Genomic DNA, 18,298 nt, shown 5'->3' on the forward strand with positions numbered 1-18,298 from the left:
GCTCTACCCCGTCGGCTCTACCCCGTCGGTGTTGCCCCGTCCGTGTTGCCCAGTCGTTTTACCCCGTCAGCTCCCGCCAGGTTGCAAGCGCCCCCGGGTACAGCGCACGATATCGGCGACCCCCATGGTTACAGATTCCGCATGGCCGCCAACCTCTACCAGTCCCTGGCCGATGAAATGGCCGACGCCATCCACAGCGGCCGCCTGCCGGCCGGGGCGCGGCTGCCCTCGCTGCGCGGCCTGGCCGCGCAGCGCCAGCTCAGCCTGAACACCGTGATCGCCGCCTACCGACACCTGGAAGACGCCGGCCTGGTGATGCCGCGCCCCAAGGCCGGGTTCGTGGTCAGCGCGCGCCTGCCCGAACCGACGCGCTCGCTGCGCCAGGCGCCGTCATTGGCCACCACCCAGACCCAGCAGCTGATGATGGCCCGCGTGCTGACCGCACAACGGCAACCGGGCATCGTCGACCTGGCCTTTGCGGGACCGCGCGGCGAGCGCTTCTACCCCGCCGCGAAACTGGCGCGCGCCACCGCCCAGGTACTGCGCCGCACGCCGGCCATGGTGCGCACCTACGCGCGCCCCAACAGCGCCCACCGCCTGCTGGAGCAGATCGTGCGGCGCGGCCCGCGGCTGGGCCTGCACACCACGGTGGACCGGCTGGTGCTCACCCATGGCGCGATGGAGGCGCTGCAGCTGGCCCTGCGCGCGGTCACCCGCCCGGGCGATGCGGTGGGTATCGAGGCGCCGTCGTACTTCAACCTGTATCCGCTGCTGGGCAACCTGGGCCTGAAGGCGATCGAGCTGCCCACCGACCCACGCGAGGGGCTGGACGTGGATGCGGTGGAAGCGCAGCTGGAACAGGGCGCGCTCGCCGCGATCGTGGCGATGCCAAGCGTGCACAACCCGCTGGGTTGCACCATGCCGGTGGCCGCCAAGCAACGCCTGGCCGCGCTGGTGAACCGGTACCGCGTGCCGCTGATCGAAGATGCGGTCTACGCCGAACTGCAGTACCAGGAGCCGCTGGCGCCGCTGCTCAAGGCGTTCGACGAGGACGGCTGGGTGATCGTGGTCAACGGCTTCTCCAAGACGCTCGCGCCCGACTACCGCATCGGCTGGCTCGACGGTGGGCGCTTCGCGGCCGATATCCAGCTGCTCAAGTTCCAGTCCACCGGCGCCGAGTCGCAACTGCTGGGCGAGGCGGTCGGCGCGTTTCTCGAAGCGGGCAGCTACGAACACCATCTGCGTGGCCTGCGCCGGCTGTACCGCGAACAGGTGCGCCGCGTGCGCGCGATGGTTGCCCAGCACTTCCCGCCGGGCACCCGCGCCACCCAGCCCAGCGGCGGCTTCCTGCTCTGGATCGAGCTGCCCGCAGGGGTGGACACCGGCGTGTTGTTCGAACAGGCGCTGGCCGAGGGCGTGGTGTTCATGCCCGGCCAGGTGTATTCGCGCGGCGCACGCTACCGGCACTGCCTGCGGCTGTCGTGCTGCCAGGACCTGGACGCGCGCTACGTGGGCGCCATCGCCTGCGTCGGGCGGCTGGCCACCGCGCTGCTGGCACAGGCGCGCGGGGAGTAGTCAGCCCAGCAGGTGCCGGGCCAGCTGCGCCGGATCGGCGCCCGGCGCGTACGGCAGCCGGCCCCAGAACGGCAGCGGCAGGCGCGCGCGCAGCAGCGCCACGTTGTCGTCGATCCGCTCCATCTGCGGGTCCACTTCATTGGCGATCCAGCCGATGCAGGTCGCGCCACTGGCGGCAATCGCCTGTGCGGTCAGCCGCGCATGGTTCAGGCAGCCCAACCGCAGGCCCACCACCATCACCACCGGCAGTTGCAGCGCCTGCACCAGATGGGACTGGTCCAGCGTGGTGGACAGCGGTGCCAGCCAGCCGCCCACGCCTTCCACCACCACGGTGTCGGCCTGTGCCTGCAGGCGCGCGAACGCGGCCTCGATCGGCGCCAGTGCCAGGGTCACGCCGGCCGCCGCCGCGGCCAGTTCCGGGGCCAGCGGCAGCGGCAGCGCATAGGGATTGAGGTCGGCGTAGGCCGGGGTGGGGTCGCTGGCGGCCAGCAGCGCGGTGGCATCCTCGTTGCGCGGGCCGTCGGGCGTGCGTTCACAGCCACTGGCCACCGGCTTCATGCCCACCGCGCGGTGCCCGCGCTGGCGCAGCGCGTGCAGCAGGGCGCAGCTGCTGAAGGTCTTGCCGATACCGGTATCGGTCCCGGTGACGTAGAAGGCGGCAGGCAGGGAGGCGGACGGGGACATGGCCGGACCGGTGAACAGGGGCCGCCATTATCGGCGCTGGCGGGCCGCCGACGCATCGGCACCGCAGCGTTGCACGGCCGGGCGGTCCGGCCGCCGGCTGCGCTTGCTAGACTGCGGCCATGTTCGATACTTCCACGCTTACCGGCAGCAAGCCGGAACAGTACGGCCAGCTGCTGGCCCAGGCCCGCGCCCTGGTGCACGGCGAGCGCGACCGGATCGCCAACGCGGCCAACCTTGCGGCGCTGATCTACCACGCACTGCCCGAGCTGAACTGGGTGGGTTTCTACTTCTTCGACGGCACCGAACTGGTGGTGGGCCCGTTCCAGGGCTTGCCGGCCTGCGTGCGCATTCCGCTGGACAAGGGCGTGTGCGGTGCGGCGGCCTCGCAGCGCATCACCCAGCGCATTGAAGACGTGGACGCCTTCCCGGGCCATATCGCCTGCGACTCGGCGTCGCGTTCGGAACTGGTGGTGCCGCTGGTCAAGGGCGACACCCTGATCGGTGTGTTCGACCTGGACAGCCCCTCGCTGGCCCGTTTCGATGCCGAGGACCAGGCCGGCCTGGAAGCGATTGCCGCGGTGTTCGTCGAGGCGCTGGGATGAGCACCAAGCTGCGCAACATCGGCCCCAAGAGCGCGGCCTGGCTGCGCCAGGTCGGTCTGCGCACGCCCGAGGAACTGACCGCCGTCGGTGCGGTCGGTGCCTTCGTCAAGGTCCGCCGCGCCGGCTTCAAGCCCAGCCTCAACCTGCTGTACTCGCTGGAAGGCGCGCTGCTGGACTGCCATTGGCAGGAACTGCCCGAGGCACGCCGCACGGCACTGGTGGCCGAGTACGAGGCGATCATCGCCGACAAGCCGCTGAAGAAGGCGCCGCCTGCCTCCGGGCCGGTGTATGACCGCACGGTGGCCAACGATGACGACGGCGACGAAGCGCCGTTCGAGACGGAAGAAGACCGCTCGTAGAGCCACCCCGCGCCGTGTGACCATCTGGCGCCATTTCGCCCAACGCGTCGCCACGCGCCCGTGTCCTGCCGCGCCAGAAAGATAGGCGATTTTGTAGGGTGGCTGAGCGCGATGCAGGCTACAGCGCAGCCACCCATGGGGTGGCTCTACGGCAGCGGTTGCGGTTGAATCAACGCTGCCGGTTGTTGAAGCTCCAGCAGCTCCCCCCACAACTCCCCATCCTCGCGCTCCACCCGCAGCTGCAGCCGCGTGCCGTGGTCGATGCGCAGCGCCCAGCACATCGCCATCGGCAGCCCGCACACCTGCGACAGCACCATGCGAAGCGGGCCGCCATGGCTGACGATCAGGGTCGGCACGCACTCGGGCTCGTCCAGCAGCCGGTGCAGCGCGCGCGCGATGCGGCGCTCGAAATGGCCCCAGCTTTCGCCGTGCGGCGGCGGGTTGGCGTGCGGGTCCAGGTGGAAGGCCTGCAGGGCCTGCATCGGCAGCGCGTCCAGCGGTTGGCCGTCCCAGTCGCCGAAATCCAGCTCTTCCCATTCCTCGTCGGCGATCACCTCCAGCCCGCGCGGCAGCGCCAGCGCGTCGGCGGTGGCCAGGGCCCGCTGGCGCGGCGAACTCAGCACGCGCTGCCACTGCAGGTCCGCGTAGCGGGCGCAGATCGGCGCGGTGCCATCGACCTCCACGGAAGGATCGGTACGTCCATCCAGGTGGTCGTCACGGCCGGTGGCGGCATGCCGGATCAGATCCAGGATCATGCCGGGGTCACGCGATGGACGCGCCGGTCAAGCTGCTGCAACCACTTCTGTTTCATGCGAACCACGTCGTAGAGCGAGGCGCATTCTAACCGCTCGGCTGCGCCGCTCCGCCGCAGACTGCACCTGGCGCGGGGCTTTGCTCTACACTGCGCGCACTTTCAGGTGACCTGCGGCGCAAGCCGGCAGGTTGAAACGGGAAGCCGGTGACGCAACAGGTCCTGCCTGCTGCCAGCCCGGCGCTGCCCCCGCAACGGTAAGCGTGGAAGCCAGGCAATACGCCACTGTGCTCGTGCATGGGAAGGCGCCTGGTGCGATGGTCCGCCATCGGCCCGCGAGCCCGGAGACCGGCCCGGAAGACGACTGGTTGCGATGCGGCGGGCATGGCGGCGGCAAGCGGCGCCGTGTCTGCGCCCGCCCACCGTCCCCTGCTCCCGTTGACCGCCGCCCCTACCCCAGCCGCGCGGGCGTGCGCGGTGTTTGGAGTCAACGATGAAGCATCAGATCCGTATTCTTTCTCTGGCCGTGCTGTCGGCATTGCCGCTGGTGGCCGCCGCACAGGACGACGCCACCGCGCTCGACCAGGTGCTGGTGACCGCCACCCGCACCCCGATCGCCCTGCAGGACAGCATTTCGCCCGCGCAGGTGATCGACCGCGCCGAGATCGAGCGCAGCCAGGCGCCGTCGCTGCAGGACCTGCTGCGCGGCCGCGCGGGCATCAACCTCAACAACAGCGGCGGGCTGGGCAAGCAGAGCTCGCTGTTCCTGCGCGGCACCAATTCGGCCCACACCCTGGTGCTGGTGGACGGCGTGCGCATCAACACCGGCGACCTGGGCCTGGCGATGATCCAGGACCTGCCGCTGGCGCAGATCGAGCGCATCGAGATCGTGCGCGGCCCGCAGTCCAGCCTGTACGGTGCCGATGCCATCGGCGGCGTCATCCAGATCTTCACCCGCCGCAACGCGGGCGACTTCGCGCCGCACCTGCAGCTGGGTGGCGGCAGCAACGGCCTGCGTGAGGCCAGCGGCGGCTTCGGCGGCACCGGCGCACGCGGCTGGTTCGGCACCGACATCGCCTACCAGCACACCGACGGCATCAATGCCTGCAACGGTGACCCGGTCACCTTCGCCGGCTGTGGCGCCGACGAGCCCGACCGCGATGGCTACCGCAACCTGTCGATGAGCCTGCGCGGCGGCTACACGCTGACCGACACGCTGAGCGTGGAAGGCACCGCGCTGCGCGCCGAAGGCGAGAACCACTACGACGGTTACTACAACTACTCGGAAACGCTGCAGCAGGTGCTGGGCGGCAAGCTGCGCTACACGCCCAGCGAGCGCTTCAACCTCACGGTGAACGTCGGCCGCGCCGACAACGAGTCCGACAACTACAACGACAGCACCTGGCTGGGCGCGGCGCAGACCCACCGCGACAGCGCCTCGGTACAGGCCGACGTGGGCATCGCCGACGGCCAGCTGCTCAGCGCCGGCGCCGACTGGAGCCAGGACAAACTGGACGGCAGCAGTGCCGGGTATCTGGTCGACAGCCGCGACAATACCGGCGTGTTCGTGCAGTACCAGGGCCGCTTCGGCGCGCACCACCTGCAGGCCAGCGTACGCAACGACGACAACGAGCAGTTCGGCAACCACACCACCGGCAGCCTCGGCTGGGGCATGGAGCTGGGCGGCGGCTTCCGTCTCAACGCCAGCTACGGCACCGCGTTCAAGGCACCGACCTTCAGCGACCTGTACGACCCGTGGAGTGGCGTGCCGGGCCTGGACCCGGAGAAGTCCAAGAGCGCGAACGTGGGCATCGCCCAGCAGGGCGACGGCTGGCGCTGGGGCCTGGACGTGTACGAAACCCGTATCGACGACCTGATCACCTACGACGCCACCACCTTCATGATGACGCAGGTGGAGAAGGCACGTATCCGCGGTGCGGAACTGACCGGTTCGCTCACCGTGGCCGGGTTCGACCTCAGTGCCCAGCTCAGCCACACCGATCCGCGTAATCGTACCGACGGCAGCGCGCAGTTCGACAACTGGCTGGCGCGCCGTGCGCAGGACACCGCGCGCCTGGACATCGACCGCCGCTTCGGCGATTTCCGCGCCGGTGTCACCGCGTTCGGTGCTGGCAAGCGCTACGACAACGCCGACAACACCGTTCGCCTGGCCGGCTACGGCACGCTGGACCTGCGCCTGGAATACGCGCTCAGCCGCGACTGGTCGCTGCTGGGCCGGGTGAGCAACGTGTTCGACCGCGAGTACGAAACGGTGGCCTGGTACAACCAGCCGGGCCGCGAGTACCGCCTGAGCGTGCGTTACCAGCCGAAATAAGGGATCGGGACGGCGGCATCGCCGCTGTCCCACCTGCGGTAGGTGTCGACCGTTGGTCGGCACTTCCCCCGGTCGTTCTACAACCCCGGCAATGCCCGCAGGTCATCAACCACCGCCACTGCGTCCACCGTATCCAGATCCAACCCACGCGGGTACCCGTAGCGCACCAGCGCCACCGGCATGCCCGCGTCCACGGCAGCACGGTAGTCGGTAACCGAATCACCCACCATCAACGCTGCGGCCGGCGCAACCTTGAACGCATCGGCGATATGCCGCAGCGGCGCGCCGCTGGGCTTGCGCTCGGGCAGCGAATCGCCGCCCAGCACCAGCGCGAAGAAGTCCTGCACGCCCAGGTGTGCGAGCAGCGGCGCCACCAGCGCCGAGGGCTTGTTGGTGCAGATCGCCATCACCACATTGCGCTCGCGCAGCGCCTGCAATGCAGGCACCACCCCATCAAACAGGCGCGGGCTGCGCAGCAGGCATTCCTCGTAGCGGCGCATGAAGCCGGGCATCACCCGGTCGAGATCGATATCGCTGCGTGCGGCGGTGAACGCCTGTTCCACCAGGCGGCGCACGCCATCGCCGATCCAGGTCAGCACCGTGGCTTCAGGCACGCGCGACAGCTGCCAGTCTTCCAGCGTGCGGTTGAGCGCCTCGGCGATATCGCCGGCGCTGTCGACCAGCGTACCGTCCAGGTCGAAGATCACCAGCGGATAGGGGTAGGTCAAGGGAGGCTCGCTTCAAACGGGGGGCAGTACATTGTAGAGCCACGCCATGCGTGGCTTCGCGGTCTTCGGCGAAGAGCAGACACGCATGGCGTGGCTCTACGGATCGCACGAGAGCATGCTGTCTGTCCCGACGCAGAGGCATCCGCGTAGCGACACGCCATGCGTGTCCCGCGCAATGCCGGCATCGGCACATATCAAATCCGCGCCACGAACTCTGGCGCCGCAAACCGCTCCACCAGAAAATCCAGGAAACTGCGCATCAACGCCGGCAGCTGCCGCCGCGAGGCGTACACCGCGTGGATGCCCATCTCCTCCACCTGGTACTCGCGCAGCACCTCCACCAGCTCGCCCGACCGCAGCAGCGGCGCGATCTGGTACGTGGGCAGCATCGCGATGCCCGCCCCCGCGCGCACCGCTTCCAGCAACAACGACGCCTCATTGGCGCTGATATTGCCCCCCACCGCCACCGAAATCGCGCGGCCATGCCGCTGCAGCTGCCACACACTCTTACCCACATAGTGATGGGTCAGGCAGTTGTGCCCCGCCAACGCATCCGCACTCGTGGGCGTGCCACGCTCGGCCAGGTACGACGGCGCCGCGCACAGCACCGAACGACACGGCGCCAGCCAGCGCGCGATCAGGTTCGGGTCGATCGCGCGCGAAATCCGCACCGCCACATCCACCCGCTCTTCCACCAGATTCACCACCCGGTCCACCAGCAGCAGCTCCACCCGCGTCAGCGGATGCCGGCGCACGAACTCCGCCACCGCAGCGGCCAGGTGCAACTGCCCGAATGACACACTCGCCGTCACCCGCAACAACCCATGCGGCTCCGGGTTGTCACTCGCCAGCTCGCCCTGCAGCTCATCACCGATCGCCAGCATCTGCCGGAAGCGCAGCAGCGCGGCTTCACCGGGCCCGGTCAGGCTGATCCGGCGCGTCGTCCGGTGCAGCAGCCGCGCGCCCAGCCAGCGCTCCGCCTCGGCCAGATAGCGCGTCACCATCGCCCGCGACATGTCCAGCGCCTCCGCCGCCGCAGTGAGACTGCCGCGCTCGGCCACCTCCACAAACACGTTCATCGCCGTCAGCCGGTCCATTTGATCGATCCGCGCAACAAATTAGCCCGTTATACGCGGTTTTTCGTTCGCTTTCAGGCGCATAAGCTGGCCTTCCTCCCTCAACGGAACCCGCCCCATGAAGATCGCCCTCGTCGGTGCCACCGGCAACATCGGCCGTGAAATCACCCGCCAGGCCCTGGCCCGCGGCCATCAGGTCACCGCCATCGTCCGCCGCGATACCGGCCTGCCGGCCGAACTGGACGGCGCCCAGCTGGCCATTGCCGCCCTGGACGACACTGAAGCCCTTGCCGCCGTCATCGCCGGCCACGACGTCCTGGCCAGCGCCTTCGGCCCGCGCCCGGGCGATGACCCGGCTACCGTCACCACCGTCACCGCCGAACTGATCAACGCCGCGCGCCAGGCCGGCGTACCGCGCTTCCTCATGGTCGGCGGCGCCGGCACCCTCGAAGTCGCCCCGGGCGTGCAGCTCGTGGACACCGACGGTTTCCCCGACGCCTACAAGCCGGTCGCCCTCGCCGCGCGCCAGGCGTTCAACCTGCTGCAGAAGGTGGATGACCTGGATTGGACGTTCTATTCCCCGGCAGCCGAAATCGGACCGGGCCCGCAGAAGGGTGGTTTCCGCACCCAGGCCAGGCAGTTCCTGGTGGGCGCCGATGGCCACAGCCGGATCAGTTACGCCGATTACGCCGATGCGTTCGTGAGTGAGATCGAGAAGCCGCAGTACGTGCGGACGATTGCGACCGTGGCGTATTGATCAAGCGTGATGACGCGCGGCGCGGGTGATTTTCATGCCCCACCGCGCGTTGCAGTGTCATCGGCAGTCGATTGGGATGCGACCCTACCGATGTCTCATCCCCAGGAGAACCGTGGGCCCACGTTTTACGAGTTCTACCACCGTGAGTTGAAGTGCGGCCCGCAGTCGGTTGCGATGCGCAGTTGCCCCGCTGTTTCGTTGGGCGCCGACCAAGTGTCGGCGGGTCGGCGGGGGTGGGTTGGCGGGACTGTAGAAAACATGGATGTTTTCTACAAGCCCCCATGGATGGGTTCACGGCGTGTCCCGCCAACCCGCCCGCGCCGGCCCGCTACCCCGGAGCAATTAAGCGTTGACGTTGACGTTGTGCGTTCAACCAACGTCGTGACCGTCAAACAGCCCCATCTGGCTTACCGGCTCGCGTTCGCGGAATCCACCCAGGCCGACGCCCACCAGCCGGTAGCGTGTCTCTGCCGGCAGCTCCACCCGCGCGCGCAGCGCCAGCGCGATATCGCGCAGCTCCTCCTGCGTTTCCGGCGGCGATTCCGGCGTGAAACTGCGCGTGATGATGCGGAACTGCGACGTCTTCAACTTCAACACCACCGTGTGCCCGACCCGGTCCGTCTTGCGCGTCGCATGCCACGTCTTCGCCGCCAACTCCACGATTGCCGGCTCCAACGCGTCCAGCGGCAAGTCTTCCGCGAACGTGTCTTCCGACGAAATCGACTGCACCGGTTGATCCGGCTCCACCGGCCGCTCATCGATCCCGCGCGCGCGTCGGTACAGACTCGCACCAAAACTGCCGAACCGCGTCTCCAGCGCCTCCAGCGGCAGCGCGCGCAGATCGCCCACCGTCGCAATGCCCAGCTCGGCCAGCTTCGCCTCCATCACCTTGCCCACCCCCGGCACCCGCTTCACCGGCAGCGGCGTCAGGAACTGCTCGATCCGATGCGGTGGTACCACGAACTGCCCGTCCGGCTTGCGCCAGTCCGACGCGATCTTCGCCAGGAACTTGTTCGGCGCAATGCCCGCCGACGCCGTTAGCTGCGTCTCCTCACGGATCTGCGCGCGGATCACCGCCGCAATCTCCGTCGCCACCGTCATCCCGCCCTTGTGCACCGTCACGTCCAGGTACGCCTCGTCCAGCGACAATGGCTCCACCAGATCCGTGTGGCGCAGGAAAATTTCGCGCACCTGGCGTGACACCGCCTTGTAGCGGACGAAATCCGGCGGCACGAACACCGCGTCCGGACACAGCCGCTCCGCACGCAGCGCCGGCATCGCCGAACGGATGCCGAACACCCGCGCCTCGTACGAGGCCGCGCAAACCACCGAACGCGCGCCCTTCCAGGCCACCACCACCGGCTTCCCGCGCAGCGACGGATTGTCGCGCTGCTCCACCGACGCGTAGAACGCGTCCATATCGACGTGGATGATCTTGCGTTGTGCGGACACGGCGGTGGCTCAAGGCGTGAAGCGGCGGGGAGACATGAACAAGATTACAGCCACACGCTTGAGTATGGTCTTTTCATAACAACGACATGCGTTTTTCAACCTGAAAACACTACGCCTGCGTACGGTTAAAACGTTTGATTGAATGCGAAATACTCTGCACTCTTGGGCACTTTCAACCGCAACAATTCGCCGACCGACGGCCGGCGTCCCCCGATGTCACCCTCTTCAGGATTGCGTTTTCCATGACTCGTCTCAACGCGTTCTCGCGCGAACAGCTGCTGGCCAGCGCCCGTGGCGAACTGTTCGGGCCGGGCAGCGGTCGCCTGCCCAATGATCCGATGCTGATGTTCGATCGCATCACCGACATCCGCGATGAAGGCGGTCCTCACGGCAAAGGCTACGTGCGCGCGGAACTGGATATCCGCCCCGACCTGTGGTTCTTCGGCTGCCACTTCATCGGCGACCCGGTCATGCCCGGCTGCCTGGGACTGGACGCCATGTGGCAGCTCACCGGCTTCTACCTCACCTGGCTGGGTGCACCCGGCCGCGGCCGCGCGCTCGGCTGCGGTGAAGTGAAATTCACCGGTCAGGTGCTGCCCAGCGCCCAGCGCGTCAGCTACGAAATCGACATCACCCGCGTCATCAACCGCAAGCTCGTCATGGCCCAGGCCGACGCACGCATGCTCGTGGATGGCCGCGAAATCTATACCGCCAAAGACCTCCGCGTAGGTCTGTTCACTTCCACCGAGAACTTCTGATGCGTCGCGTCGTCATTACTGGAATGGGCATCACCTCGTGCCTGGGCAACGATCTGGACACCGTGTCCTCCGCACTGCGTGAAGGCCGCGCCGGCATCCGTGCTCTGCCCGACCATGCCGAAGCCGGCCTGCGCAGCCACGTGGGCGGCAACGTCGAACTGGACCTGGACGCGCAGATCGACCGCAAGCTCAAGCGCTTCATGAGCGATGCTTCTGCCTACGCCTACATCGCCATGCGCGATGCCATCGCCGATGCCGGCCTGGATGAAACGCAGGTCGCCAACCCGCGTACCGGCCTGATCGCCGGCTCCGGCGGCGGCTCCAGCCAGTGGCAGGTGGAATCGGCCGATATCCTGCGTGCGCGTGGCGTGCGCAAGGTGGGCCCGTATATGGTGCCGCGCACGATGTGCTCCACCGTCTCGGCCTGCCTGGCCACCGCGTTCCAGATCAAGGGCCTGAGCTATTCGCTGTCGGCCGCCTGCGCCACCTCGGCACACTGCATCGGCGCCGCCGCGGACCTGATCCGCCATGGCGCGCAGGACGTGATGTTCGCCGGTGGCGGTGAAGACCTGCACTGGTCGATGAGCGTGATGTTCGATGCAATGGGCGCGCTGTCCACCCGCTTCAACGAGACCCCGGCCACCGCATCGCGCCCGTACGACAAGGACCGCGACGGCTTCGTCATCGCCGGTGGCGGCGGCATGCTGGTGCTGGAAGATTACGACCACGCCGTGGCACGCGGTGCGCGCATCTACGCCGAGCTGGTCGGCTACGGCGTCACCTCCGACGGTGCGGACATGGTGGCCCCGTCCGGTGAAGGCGCGGTGCGCTGCATGAACATGGCCATGCAGAATGTCAGCGGGCCGATCGACTACCTCAACACGCACGGCACCTCCACGCCGCTGGGCGATGTGACCGAGCTGAAGGCCGTGCGCGAAGTGTTCGGCGAATCCATTCCGCCGCTGTCCTCGACCAAGGCGCTGTCGGGCCATTCGCTGGGTGCGGCGAGCGTGCATGAAGCGATCTACTGCCTGCTGATGATGCGCGACGGTTTCATCGCCGGCTCGGCCAACATCGGCGAACTGGATCCGGCGGTGGAAGGTTTCCCGATCGTGCGCGAGAGCCAGGATGTGCAGTTGAACACCGTGATGTCGAACAGCTTCGGCTTCGGCGGTACCAACGCGGCGCTGGTGTTCGGGCGGGTGTGATTCCGCGCGGTGTTGACATGAAAAACCCGGCCATGTGCCGGGTTTTTTATGGGGAGTACAAGCGTGGCGTGCATGCCTGGTAGGGTCGGTTCCCAAACGACTGCCGATAACCCATGCCACGGGCGGGGACGCATGACCTCTGCCGGAGACGCGCCTTTCGTTTGAGGTCCATGCCCCAATGAACCCTGCGCCGTGACGTGCAGTCGATTGGGATGCGACCCTACCACGGTTACCCGTATTTCCGCAGGGCAGCAGCGCCCGGCGGCATCGCCTCACTCAACGCGGCAGCAACGGCACCAGCAGTGCGTGCGCGTCCTGCAGCGAATCCACAATGCGATGGCCCAGCGCGCGCAGCGCGTCGTCGGGGTGCACCAGGTCCGGGACCTGGATCGCGGTCATGCCCGCGCCGACCGCCGCGCGGATGCCCGCCGGGGAATCTTCCAGCGCCAGGCAGCGCGACGGCGCCTTGCCCAGCTTCTGCGCGGCCAGCAGGTAGATGTCCGGCGCCGGCTTGGGATGGGCGACATCGCTGCTGGTCACCACGTGGTCGAAGTACCCCAGCAACCCGCTCGCCGCCAGCTTGCGCGAGGCGCGCGGCTGCCGCGTGGAGGTCGCCACCGCGCGCGGAATGCCGTGCGCCTGCAACAACTCGAGTAGCTCCACGATGCCTGGCCGCAGCGGCAGGCCCTGTTGCGTGCGCGCCTCGTACAGATCGTGGCAGCGCGCGAACAAGGCGGCCACCGCATCGGCATCGATGTGCTGCAGCAGCCGCTGCTCACAGTCGCGGTCGCCCAGCCCGACCATGCCCAGCCAGAAGTCGTCGGTGAACGGCAGCGCGTGTTCCTGCGCCGCCTGCGACCAGCACGCCAGCGAGACGCGCTCGCTGTCGATCATCAGGCCATCCATGTCGAAGATGACCGCCTCGGGCAGGAACGGCAGCGCGGGTATCGCGGTCATGACGCGTCGGTCAGGTGCCCGGTGAACAGCGTCTCCAGGTCGGCGGCATCGAGCATGCGCCACTCGCCTTCGGGCAGGTCGCCCAGCGACAGCCCGCCAATGCGGCTGCGGTGCAGCGCCTGCACGTGGTTGCCCACGGCGGCGAACATGCGCCGGGCCTGGTGGTAACGGCCCTCGTGCAGCACCAGCTCGGCCTCGCGCGCGGAATGCACGTGCAGCTCGGCCGGCAGCAACGGCTTGTCGTCGGACTCCAGCATCAGCCCGCCGCTGGCAAACCGCGCGGCTTCATCGCCGCGCAGGTCTTCGGCCACGGTCACCTGGTAGGCCTTGTCCAGGCGCGACTTCGGCGACACGATCCGGTGCAGCAGCGCGCCGTCGTCGGTCATCAGCAGCAGTCCGCTGGTATCGCGGTCGAGCCGGCCCACCGACGACAGCACCGGCGAACGCTCGCGGAAGCGCGGCGGCAGCAGATCGTAGATCAACCGCCCCTTGTCCTTGGTCGAACAGGTGTAATCGCGCGGCTTGTGCAGCATCAGGGTCAGCCCCTGCGGCGGGTCCAGCGGCTCGCCCTCGACCCGGATCGCCTCATGCGCGACCAGGTCGTCGGCGTACAGCACCTCGCCGTCGGCGTCGGTGACCAGGCCCTCGCGGAACATTCCCTGCACCTGCTTGCGGCTGCCATAGCCCAGGTTTGCGAGCAGTTTGACCAGCTTCACGGGCGACCCCCGCGGCCCCACTTGGGCTCGGTGCTGCGCGGCGGCCGGGCGGGCGTGGCGCTCTTGCTGGCCTTGGTGGCCTCGATCAGCTTGAAGCCGTCGCGCTCGGCCGCCACGCGTACCTGCCCGAAGCTCTCGTTGAGGATCTGCTCGTACGGCAGGTGGCGGTTGGCCACCAGCCACATCCGCCCGCCCGGGCGCAGCGCCTGCGCGGCCACGGCGATGAAACGCTGGCCGATGTCGGGGCGGTCGGCGCGCGAGGGGGTGTGGAACGGCGGATTGGTGACGATGAAGTCGTACTGCGCCTCGATCCCGGCGGTGACGTCCTGCCAGTGGAAGGCCAGCGTGGCCGGCTTGCCCAGCGCGGCCAGGTTGACCCGGGCCAGCGCCAGCGCGCGGCCTTCGGCCTCATACAGGTCCAGCCCGGTCACGCCCGGGCAGCGCGCCAGCACTTCGGCCGAGAGGTAGCCGAAGCCGGCGCCCAGATCGGCACCGCGCCCGGCCAGGTCGGCCGGCAGCTGTTCGACCAGCAGTGCAGAGGCCGGGTCAATGCGGTCCCACGCGAAGATGCCGGGGCGGCTCTGGAAGCGCCCGCCAAGGATCGCCCGCGGCGCGTCCAGCTGGGCCCAGCGCTGGGCCAGCGCCGCGTCGTGCTGGCCGTCCAGCGGCGCGGTCCAGTACACCCGGCAGTGGTTCTTGGTCATCTTGCCGCCCAGCCCGGCCAGCTGCTGCAGGTCGCCTTCGCCGGAGCGGGCGCCCTCGTTGTTGTGCTGGCAGGCCACCACGATGCCGCCCGGGGCGGTCAGTGCCAGGGCCCGGGCGAACAGCGCGCGGGCTTCCTCACGCTGGCGCGGCGGCAGCACCAGCACCACCGCGTAGCGGGTGTCGGCGTCGGCCAGCTGCTGTTCGTCGCGCACGGTCCAGCCGCTGGCTTCCAGGGCATCGGCGAAGGGCCGGAAGCTCTGTTCGCAGACCAGCTGGGCCGGCTGCGCGTACTCGCGCAGCGGCCAGCCGTCGCGGGCGCGCAGGAACAGCACCGGCCCGGCAGGCCAGGACAGCGCACCGGCGAAGGGCAGGAACAGGGTTTCCAGGGGGGCGTCGTGCTGGGCAGCCATGCGGGGGGCACATCTTGAAAAGAGACCGCCATTCTACCGTTTCAGCCGATCGGCCCTGCCCCGGGCCCGATTTGCGTTTATTCAACGCCGTCTTGATGCAACCGCAACATGCGGTGGGTCAGGGTAAAGGCTCATTCGCAACGGAGGTAGCTCATGCGCGCATTGTTCGTCGGTGGCGTGGTCGACAACAGCGAAATGGACATCGAGGGGGCTCAGCCGCCGGTGCACTACCCCGAAGATACCGGCGGCGGTCACTCGCGCTACCGGCTGCATCAGGTGGGCAAACAGGAGGATGGCACGGTCGCCTACGCGGTCTACGGCGCACCGGACATGGCCGACGCTGAAGTGGCCCGGGTGGCCGATGAGCGCGCCTATGCGCGCCGCTTCGAGGCGACGCCGGAAGTGTTCGAGCATTGAGGACACACAGGTACCGGCCACCGGTCGGTACCTGTGGGGACGCCCCGCGCTAGGCGGCGGTCGGCGGCTCTATCGGCGGCAGCGCGCGCACCGCGCAGATCCGGTCCAGCCACAGCACGTGCTGCTGCACCGGGGTATCCAGGTCATCCAGGCGCAGTTGGCCGTTGCTGCCTTCATTCTCGTCGGCGTCGCGGTATTGCTGCACCGTGGGTTGCACGGCCACAGTGCCGAGCAGGCGGCTCCCGTCGTCCAGGGTGATTTCAACCCGCGCCTGGCCTTTCAGTTGCGGCAACAGTGCTTCCAGTGCCGCGATATCGGCTGGGTCGGTGTGGATGGTGGGGGCGTAGCGGGACATTGAGTTTCCTTATGCCGGTGGGGATACGCAGCCACGCATGGCGTGGCTCTACGGACGTTGCAATGCATGACGTAGTGCCACGCCATGCGTGGCAGCGGAACGCACGGCGTAGTGCCACGCCATGCGTGGCAGCGGAACGCACGGCGTAGTGCCACGCCATGCGTGGCAATCGTCAGCGCCGCGCGGCCAACACGCTGCGGACCGCCGAGACCAGCTGTGCAACCGAATACGGCTTGGCCACGTGCTCCTGGAACCCGGACGCCAGCGCACGCTTGCGATCATCCGCACGCGCCAACGCGGTGACGGCGACGGCCGGCAGCAGGTTCTCGTCCACGCCGATGTCTTCGCGCAGCGTACGCACCAGGCCGTAGCCATCCATGCCGGGCATGCCGATGTCGGTCAGCAGCACGTCCACGCCTTCATGGCCGCCCTGGTCCAACAGTTCCAGCGCTTCGCCGGCCGAGGCCGCGGCGGTGACCTGCGCGCCCTGCTCTTCCAGCAGCCGGCGCAGGTACTCCAACACCTCCGGCTGGTCTTCCACCGCCATCAGGCGCAGGCCCTTCAACGGGTACGGTTCGATCACCTGTTCGCTGATCGGGCCGCTGAACACTTCGCGCAGCGGGCGCCCATCGGCCTGCGGCTGGTAGGCCGGCAGGCGCACGGTGAACGCCGCGCCACGGCCCTGGCCCTCGCTGTTGGCGCTTACCTGGCCGCCATGCAGCTCCACCAGCTGCTGCACGATCGCCAGCCCCAGACCCAGCCCGCCATGGCGGCGGGTGGTGGTGCCGTCGGCCTGGCGGAAGCGGCTGAACAGATGGCGCAGGAATTCCGGTGCGATGCCATCGCCCGAATCGGCCACGGTCACCGACCAGTGGTTGCCGTCGGTATCCAGCGTGACCGAAATCGTGCCGGCCGCCGGGGTGAACTTGATCGCATTGGACAGCAGGTTCCACAGCACCTGCTGCAGGCGCGTGGCATCGCCGAGCACCAGCGCCGGACCCTCCGGCATGACCAGGCTGACATCCAGCGCCTTGCCCTCGGCCACCAGTTCCTGGGCGCGCATGGCCTCGGTCAGCTGCGAGCGCAGGTCCAACACCTCCACCTCCAACTGCACCTTGCCCAGCAGCATGCTGCTGAGGTCGAGCATGTCCGAGATCAGCCGCTTCTGCGCCATGGCGCTGCTGGCGATCACACCCAGCCCCTTGTACAGCGGGCTGGTCGCGTCCACGCGCTGCAGCAGCAGTTCGCTCCAGCCCAGAATGGTGGTGAGCGGGGTGCGCAGCTCGTGCGACAACGTGGCCAGGAACTCGTCCTTCAGGCGCGCCATGTTCTCGGCGGCGCTGCGGGCGGCACGCTCGGACTGCAGCAGCTCCTCGCGCGCCATTTCAATTTCGCGGCGCTCGGTCACGTCGGTACTGCTGCCGGCCAGGCCGATGAAGCGGCCCACGCGCGAGAAGCGCGGGCGGGCGTTCATTTCCAGCCAGCGCCATTCGCCGTCGGCACGCAGGCCGCGCACCAGCGCGCGCATGGAGCGCTGCGCCTTCATGGCTTCCTGCAGTTCGTAGTCGAACACCGAGGCATCGTCGGGATGCACCAGCCCGCGCCACACATCGTCGGGAACGCGCTGCTCGTCGCCACCATAGAATTCGGTAAAGGCGCTGTTGACGAACCGCGCATGGCCGCGCTCGTCCAGCACCCACACCGGCATGGGCAGGCCGTCGGCCAAGGCACTGAAGCGCGCCTCGCTCTCGGCCAGCTCCACTTCGATCTGCTTGCGGTTGGTGATGTCGAAGAACAGTACCGCCACCCGGCGATCGCCCGCCTCTCCCACGCGCATCGCTTCCACCGCATACCAGCGGCTCAGCGCCCGCGCCTCCAGTTCGAAACGCTGCGGGCGACCGGTGGTCGCGATCTGCCCGTAGATGCGGTACCACTCGCCTTCGTGCGCAGGCTGCAACTCGCTCATCAGCCGCCCGGACGCGTCATGCAGGCCGGTGTTGCGTTCGAAGGCCTCGTTGACTTCCAGGAAGCGGTAGTCCACACCCACGCCGTCCTCGAGGATGACCTCGATGATGCAGAAGCCCGCGCTGAGCCCTTCCAGCACACTGCGGTGAAGGACAGGGTCAGGCGCCGGGGCCGTAAACGCGGCGGCGCGATCCAGGGTTGAGGCGGGCAGGCTGGGCAAGGGCGTCAAGTGGGGGCAACTGGCGGAGCGGAGGGACACAGCATCTTCCAGAGCGCGTATTCGTAGCGTCAAGCACTCCTTTCAGGATCCGGCGGACTGAACGTGTAGGTGAATTCCTCCCCAACCCGAATGATGCCGTTCGTTTTAGGCAATTGTTCTGCCGCGTGATCAGGATCACACTCCAAATCGTCTTCTTCCCACAACCCCGATCGAGGCAATGCCATGAACCGCAAACCCTTGCTGGCTGGTGCTCTTGGCTGTCTGATGC

Annotated in this window: 19 protein-coding genes and 1 riboswitch; of the genes, 8 read left to right on the forward strand and 11 right to left on the reverse strand. The window is 68.2% G+C overall.

Annotated elements, in window-relative coordinates:
* The first annotated feature begins 141 nt into the window (after positions 1-141).
* Positions 142-1,575, forward strand: coding sequence for a PLP-dependent aminotransferase family protein (locus ACREPD_RS17505; protein ID WP_431600506.1), 1,434 nt, complete (start codon positions 142-144; stop codon positions 1,573-1,575).
* Here ACREPD_RS17505 and bioD read toward each other — a convergent pair whose 3' ends face one another.
* Positions 1,576-2,259, reverse strand: a complete 684-nt coding sequence (bioD, locus tag ACREPD_RS17510) for a dethiobiotin synthase (protein WP_431600507.1) — start codon at positions 2,257-2,259, stop codon at positions 1,576-1,578.
* A 119-nt stretch (positions 2,260-2,378) separates the two neighbouring features.
* On the opposite strand from bioD, the gene ACREPD_RS17515 reads away from it, so the two are divergent.
* Together ACREPD_RS17515 and ACREPD_RS17520 are read left to right on the forward strand one after the other, a co-directional pair.
* The gene (locus ACREPD_RS17515; RefSeq protein WP_431600508.1) at positions 2,379-2,861 is read left to right on the forward strand and encodes a GAF domain-containing protein; all 483 of its coding nucleotides are present in this window, start codon (positions 2,379-2,381) and stop codon (positions 2,859-2,861) included.
* Entirely contained in the window at positions 2,858-3,220 is a 363-nt protein-coding gene (locus ACREPD_RS17520; protein WP_431600509.1) for a TfoX/Sxy family protein, read from the forward strand. Before ACREPD_RS17515 ends, ACREPD_RS17520 begins: the two co-directional genes overlap by 4 nt.
* 146 nt (positions 3,221-3,366) lie before the next feature.
* On the opposite strand, the gene ACREPD_RS17525 is transcribed toward ACREPD_RS17520, so the two are convergent.
* Positions 3,367-3,975, reverse strand: a complete 609-nt coding sequence (locus ACREPD_RS17525; RefSeq protein WP_431600510.1) for a histidine phosphatase family protein — start codon at positions 3,973-3,975, stop codon at positions 3,367-3,369.
* Between the two features lie 143 nt (positions 3,976-4,118).
* Positions 4,119-4,342: riboswitch (cobalamin riboswitch) on the forward strand.
* 122 nt (positions 4,343-4,464) lie between these two features.
* Between ACREPD_RS17525 and btuB the strand changes: the two genes are divergently transcribed.
* Positions 4,465-6,306: a TonB-dependent vitamin B12 receptor gene (btuB, locus tag ACREPD_RS17530; RefSeq protein ID WP_431600511.1), complete on the forward strand. Its 1,842-nt coding sequence runs from the start codon at positions 4,465-4,467 to the stop codon at positions 6,304-6,306.
* Between the two features lie 77 nt (positions 6,307-6,383).
* Here the strand turns inward: btuB and gph are convergent, their stop codons facing one another.
* Positions 6,384-7,034 (reverse strand): phosphoglycolate phosphatase, encoded by a 651-nt coding sequence (gene gph, locus ACREPD_RS17535; protein ID WP_431600512.1) that lies wholly within the window; start codon positions 7,032-7,034, stop codon positions 6,384-6,386.
* A gap of 194 nt (positions 7,035-7,228) precedes the next feature.
* Positions 7,229-8,131, reverse strand: coding sequence for a LysR family transcriptional regulator (locus ACREPD_RS17540; RefSeq protein WP_431600513.1), 903 nt, complete (start codon positions 8,129-8,131; stop codon positions 7,229-7,231).
* Positions 8,132-8,228: 97 nt separating this feature from the next.
* Between ACREPD_RS17540 and ACREPD_RS17545 the strand changes: the two genes are divergently transcribed.
* Positions 8,229-8,867, forward strand: a complete 639-nt coding sequence (locus ACREPD_RS17545; protein ID WP_431600514.1) for an NAD(P)-dependent oxidoreductase — start codon at positions 8,229-8,231, stop codon at positions 8,865-8,867.
* Between the two features lie 369 nt (positions 8,868-9,236).
* Here ACREPD_RS17545 and dinB read toward each other — a convergent pair whose 3' ends face one another.
* Positions 9,237-10,319, reverse strand: a complete 1,083-nt coding sequence (dinB, locus tag ACREPD_RS17550) for a DNA polymerase IV (RefSeq protein WP_431600515.1) — start codon at positions 10,317-10,319, stop codon at positions 9,237-9,239.
* A 242-nt stretch (positions 10,320-10,561) separates the two neighbouring features.
* On the opposite strand from dinB, the gene fabA reads away from it, so the two are divergent.
* Together fabA and fabB are read left to right on the forward strand one after the other, a co-directional pair.
* Positions 10,562-11,077, forward strand: a complete 516-nt coding sequence (fabA, locus tag ACREPD_RS17555; RefSeq protein WP_421569087.1) for a 3-hydroxyacyl-[acyl-carrier-protein] dehydratase FabA — start codon at positions 10,562-10,564, stop codon at positions 11,075-11,077.
* On the forward strand, positions 11,077-12,285 hold the full coding sequence (fabB, locus tag ACREPD_RS17560) for a beta-ketoacyl-ACP synthase I (protein WP_431600516.1): 1,209 nt from the start codon (positions 11,077-11,079) through the stop codon (positions 12,283-12,285). Before fabA ends, fabB begins: the two co-directional genes overlap by 1 nt.
* Positions 12,286-12,561: 276 nt before the next feature.
* Here the strand turns inward: fabB and ACREPD_RS17565 are convergent, their stop codons facing one another.
* Genes ACREPD_RS17565 through ACREPD_RS17575 form a run of 3 tightly spaced genes read right to left on the reverse strand, consistent with a single transcriptional unit; the run spans position 12,562 to position 15,073 of the window.
* Positions 12,562-13,242 carry an HAD family hydrolase gene (locus ACREPD_RS17565; protein ID WP_431600517.1) on the reverse strand — a complete coding sequence of 227 codons (681 nt, stop codon included), beginning with the start codon at positions 13,240-13,242 and terminating at the stop codon, positions 12,562-12,564.
* On the reverse strand, positions 13,239-13,958 hold the full coding sequence (locus ACREPD_RS17570) for a pseudouridine synthase (RefSeq protein ID WP_431600518.1): 720 nt from the start codon (positions 13,956-13,958) through the stop codon (positions 13,239-13,241). Before ACREPD_RS17570 ends, ACREPD_RS17565 begins: the two co-directional genes overlap by 4 nt.
* Positions 13,955-15,073 (reverse strand): class I SAM-dependent methyltransferase, encoded by a 1,119-nt coding sequence (locus tag ACREPD_RS17575; protein WP_431600519.1) that lies wholly within the window; start codon positions 15,071-15,073, stop codon positions 13,955-13,957. The genes ACREPD_RS17570 and ACREPD_RS17575 overlap by 4 nt, the downstream gene beginning before the upstream one ends.
* A 153-nt stretch (positions 15,074-15,226) precedes the next feature.
* Between ACREPD_RS17575 and ACREPD_RS17580 the strand changes: the two genes are divergently transcribed.
* Positions 15,227-15,490, forward strand: coding sequence for a hypothetical protein (locus tag ACREPD_RS17580; protein ID WP_431600520.1), 264 nt, complete (start codon positions 15,227-15,229; stop codon positions 15,488-15,490).
* A 49-nt stretch (positions 15,491-15,539) separates the two neighbouring features.
* Here the strand turns inward: ACREPD_RS17580 and ACREPD_RS17585 are convergent, their stop codons facing one another.
* The 3 genes from ACREPD_RS17585 to ACREPD_RS17595 all read right to left on the reverse strand — a co-directional run.
* The gene (locus tag ACREPD_RS17585) at positions 15,540-15,845 is read right to left on the reverse strand and encodes a DUF3247 family protein (protein WP_431600521.1); all 306 of its coding nucleotides are present in this window, start codon (positions 15,843-15,845) and stop codon (positions 15,540-15,542) included.
* A gap of 172 nt (positions 15,846-16,017) precedes the next feature.
* A complete protein-coding gene (locus ACREPD_RS17590; protein WP_431600523.1) occupies positions 16,018-18,030 on the reverse strand; it encodes an ATP-binding protein in 2,013 nt (670 codons plus the stop codon).
* Between the two features lie 68 nt (positions 18,031-18,098).
* On the reverse strand, positions 18,099-18,298 hold a 200-nt coding region (locus ACREPD_RS17595), incomplete at its 5' end, for a hypothetical protein (RefSeq protein WP_431600522.1).

Origin of the sequence: Stenotrophomonas sp. (assembly GCF_050737075.1) — a bacterium.
Classification (GTDB): Bacteria; Pseudomonadota; Gammaproteobacteria; order Xanthomonadales; family Xanthomonadaceae; genus Stenotrophomonas.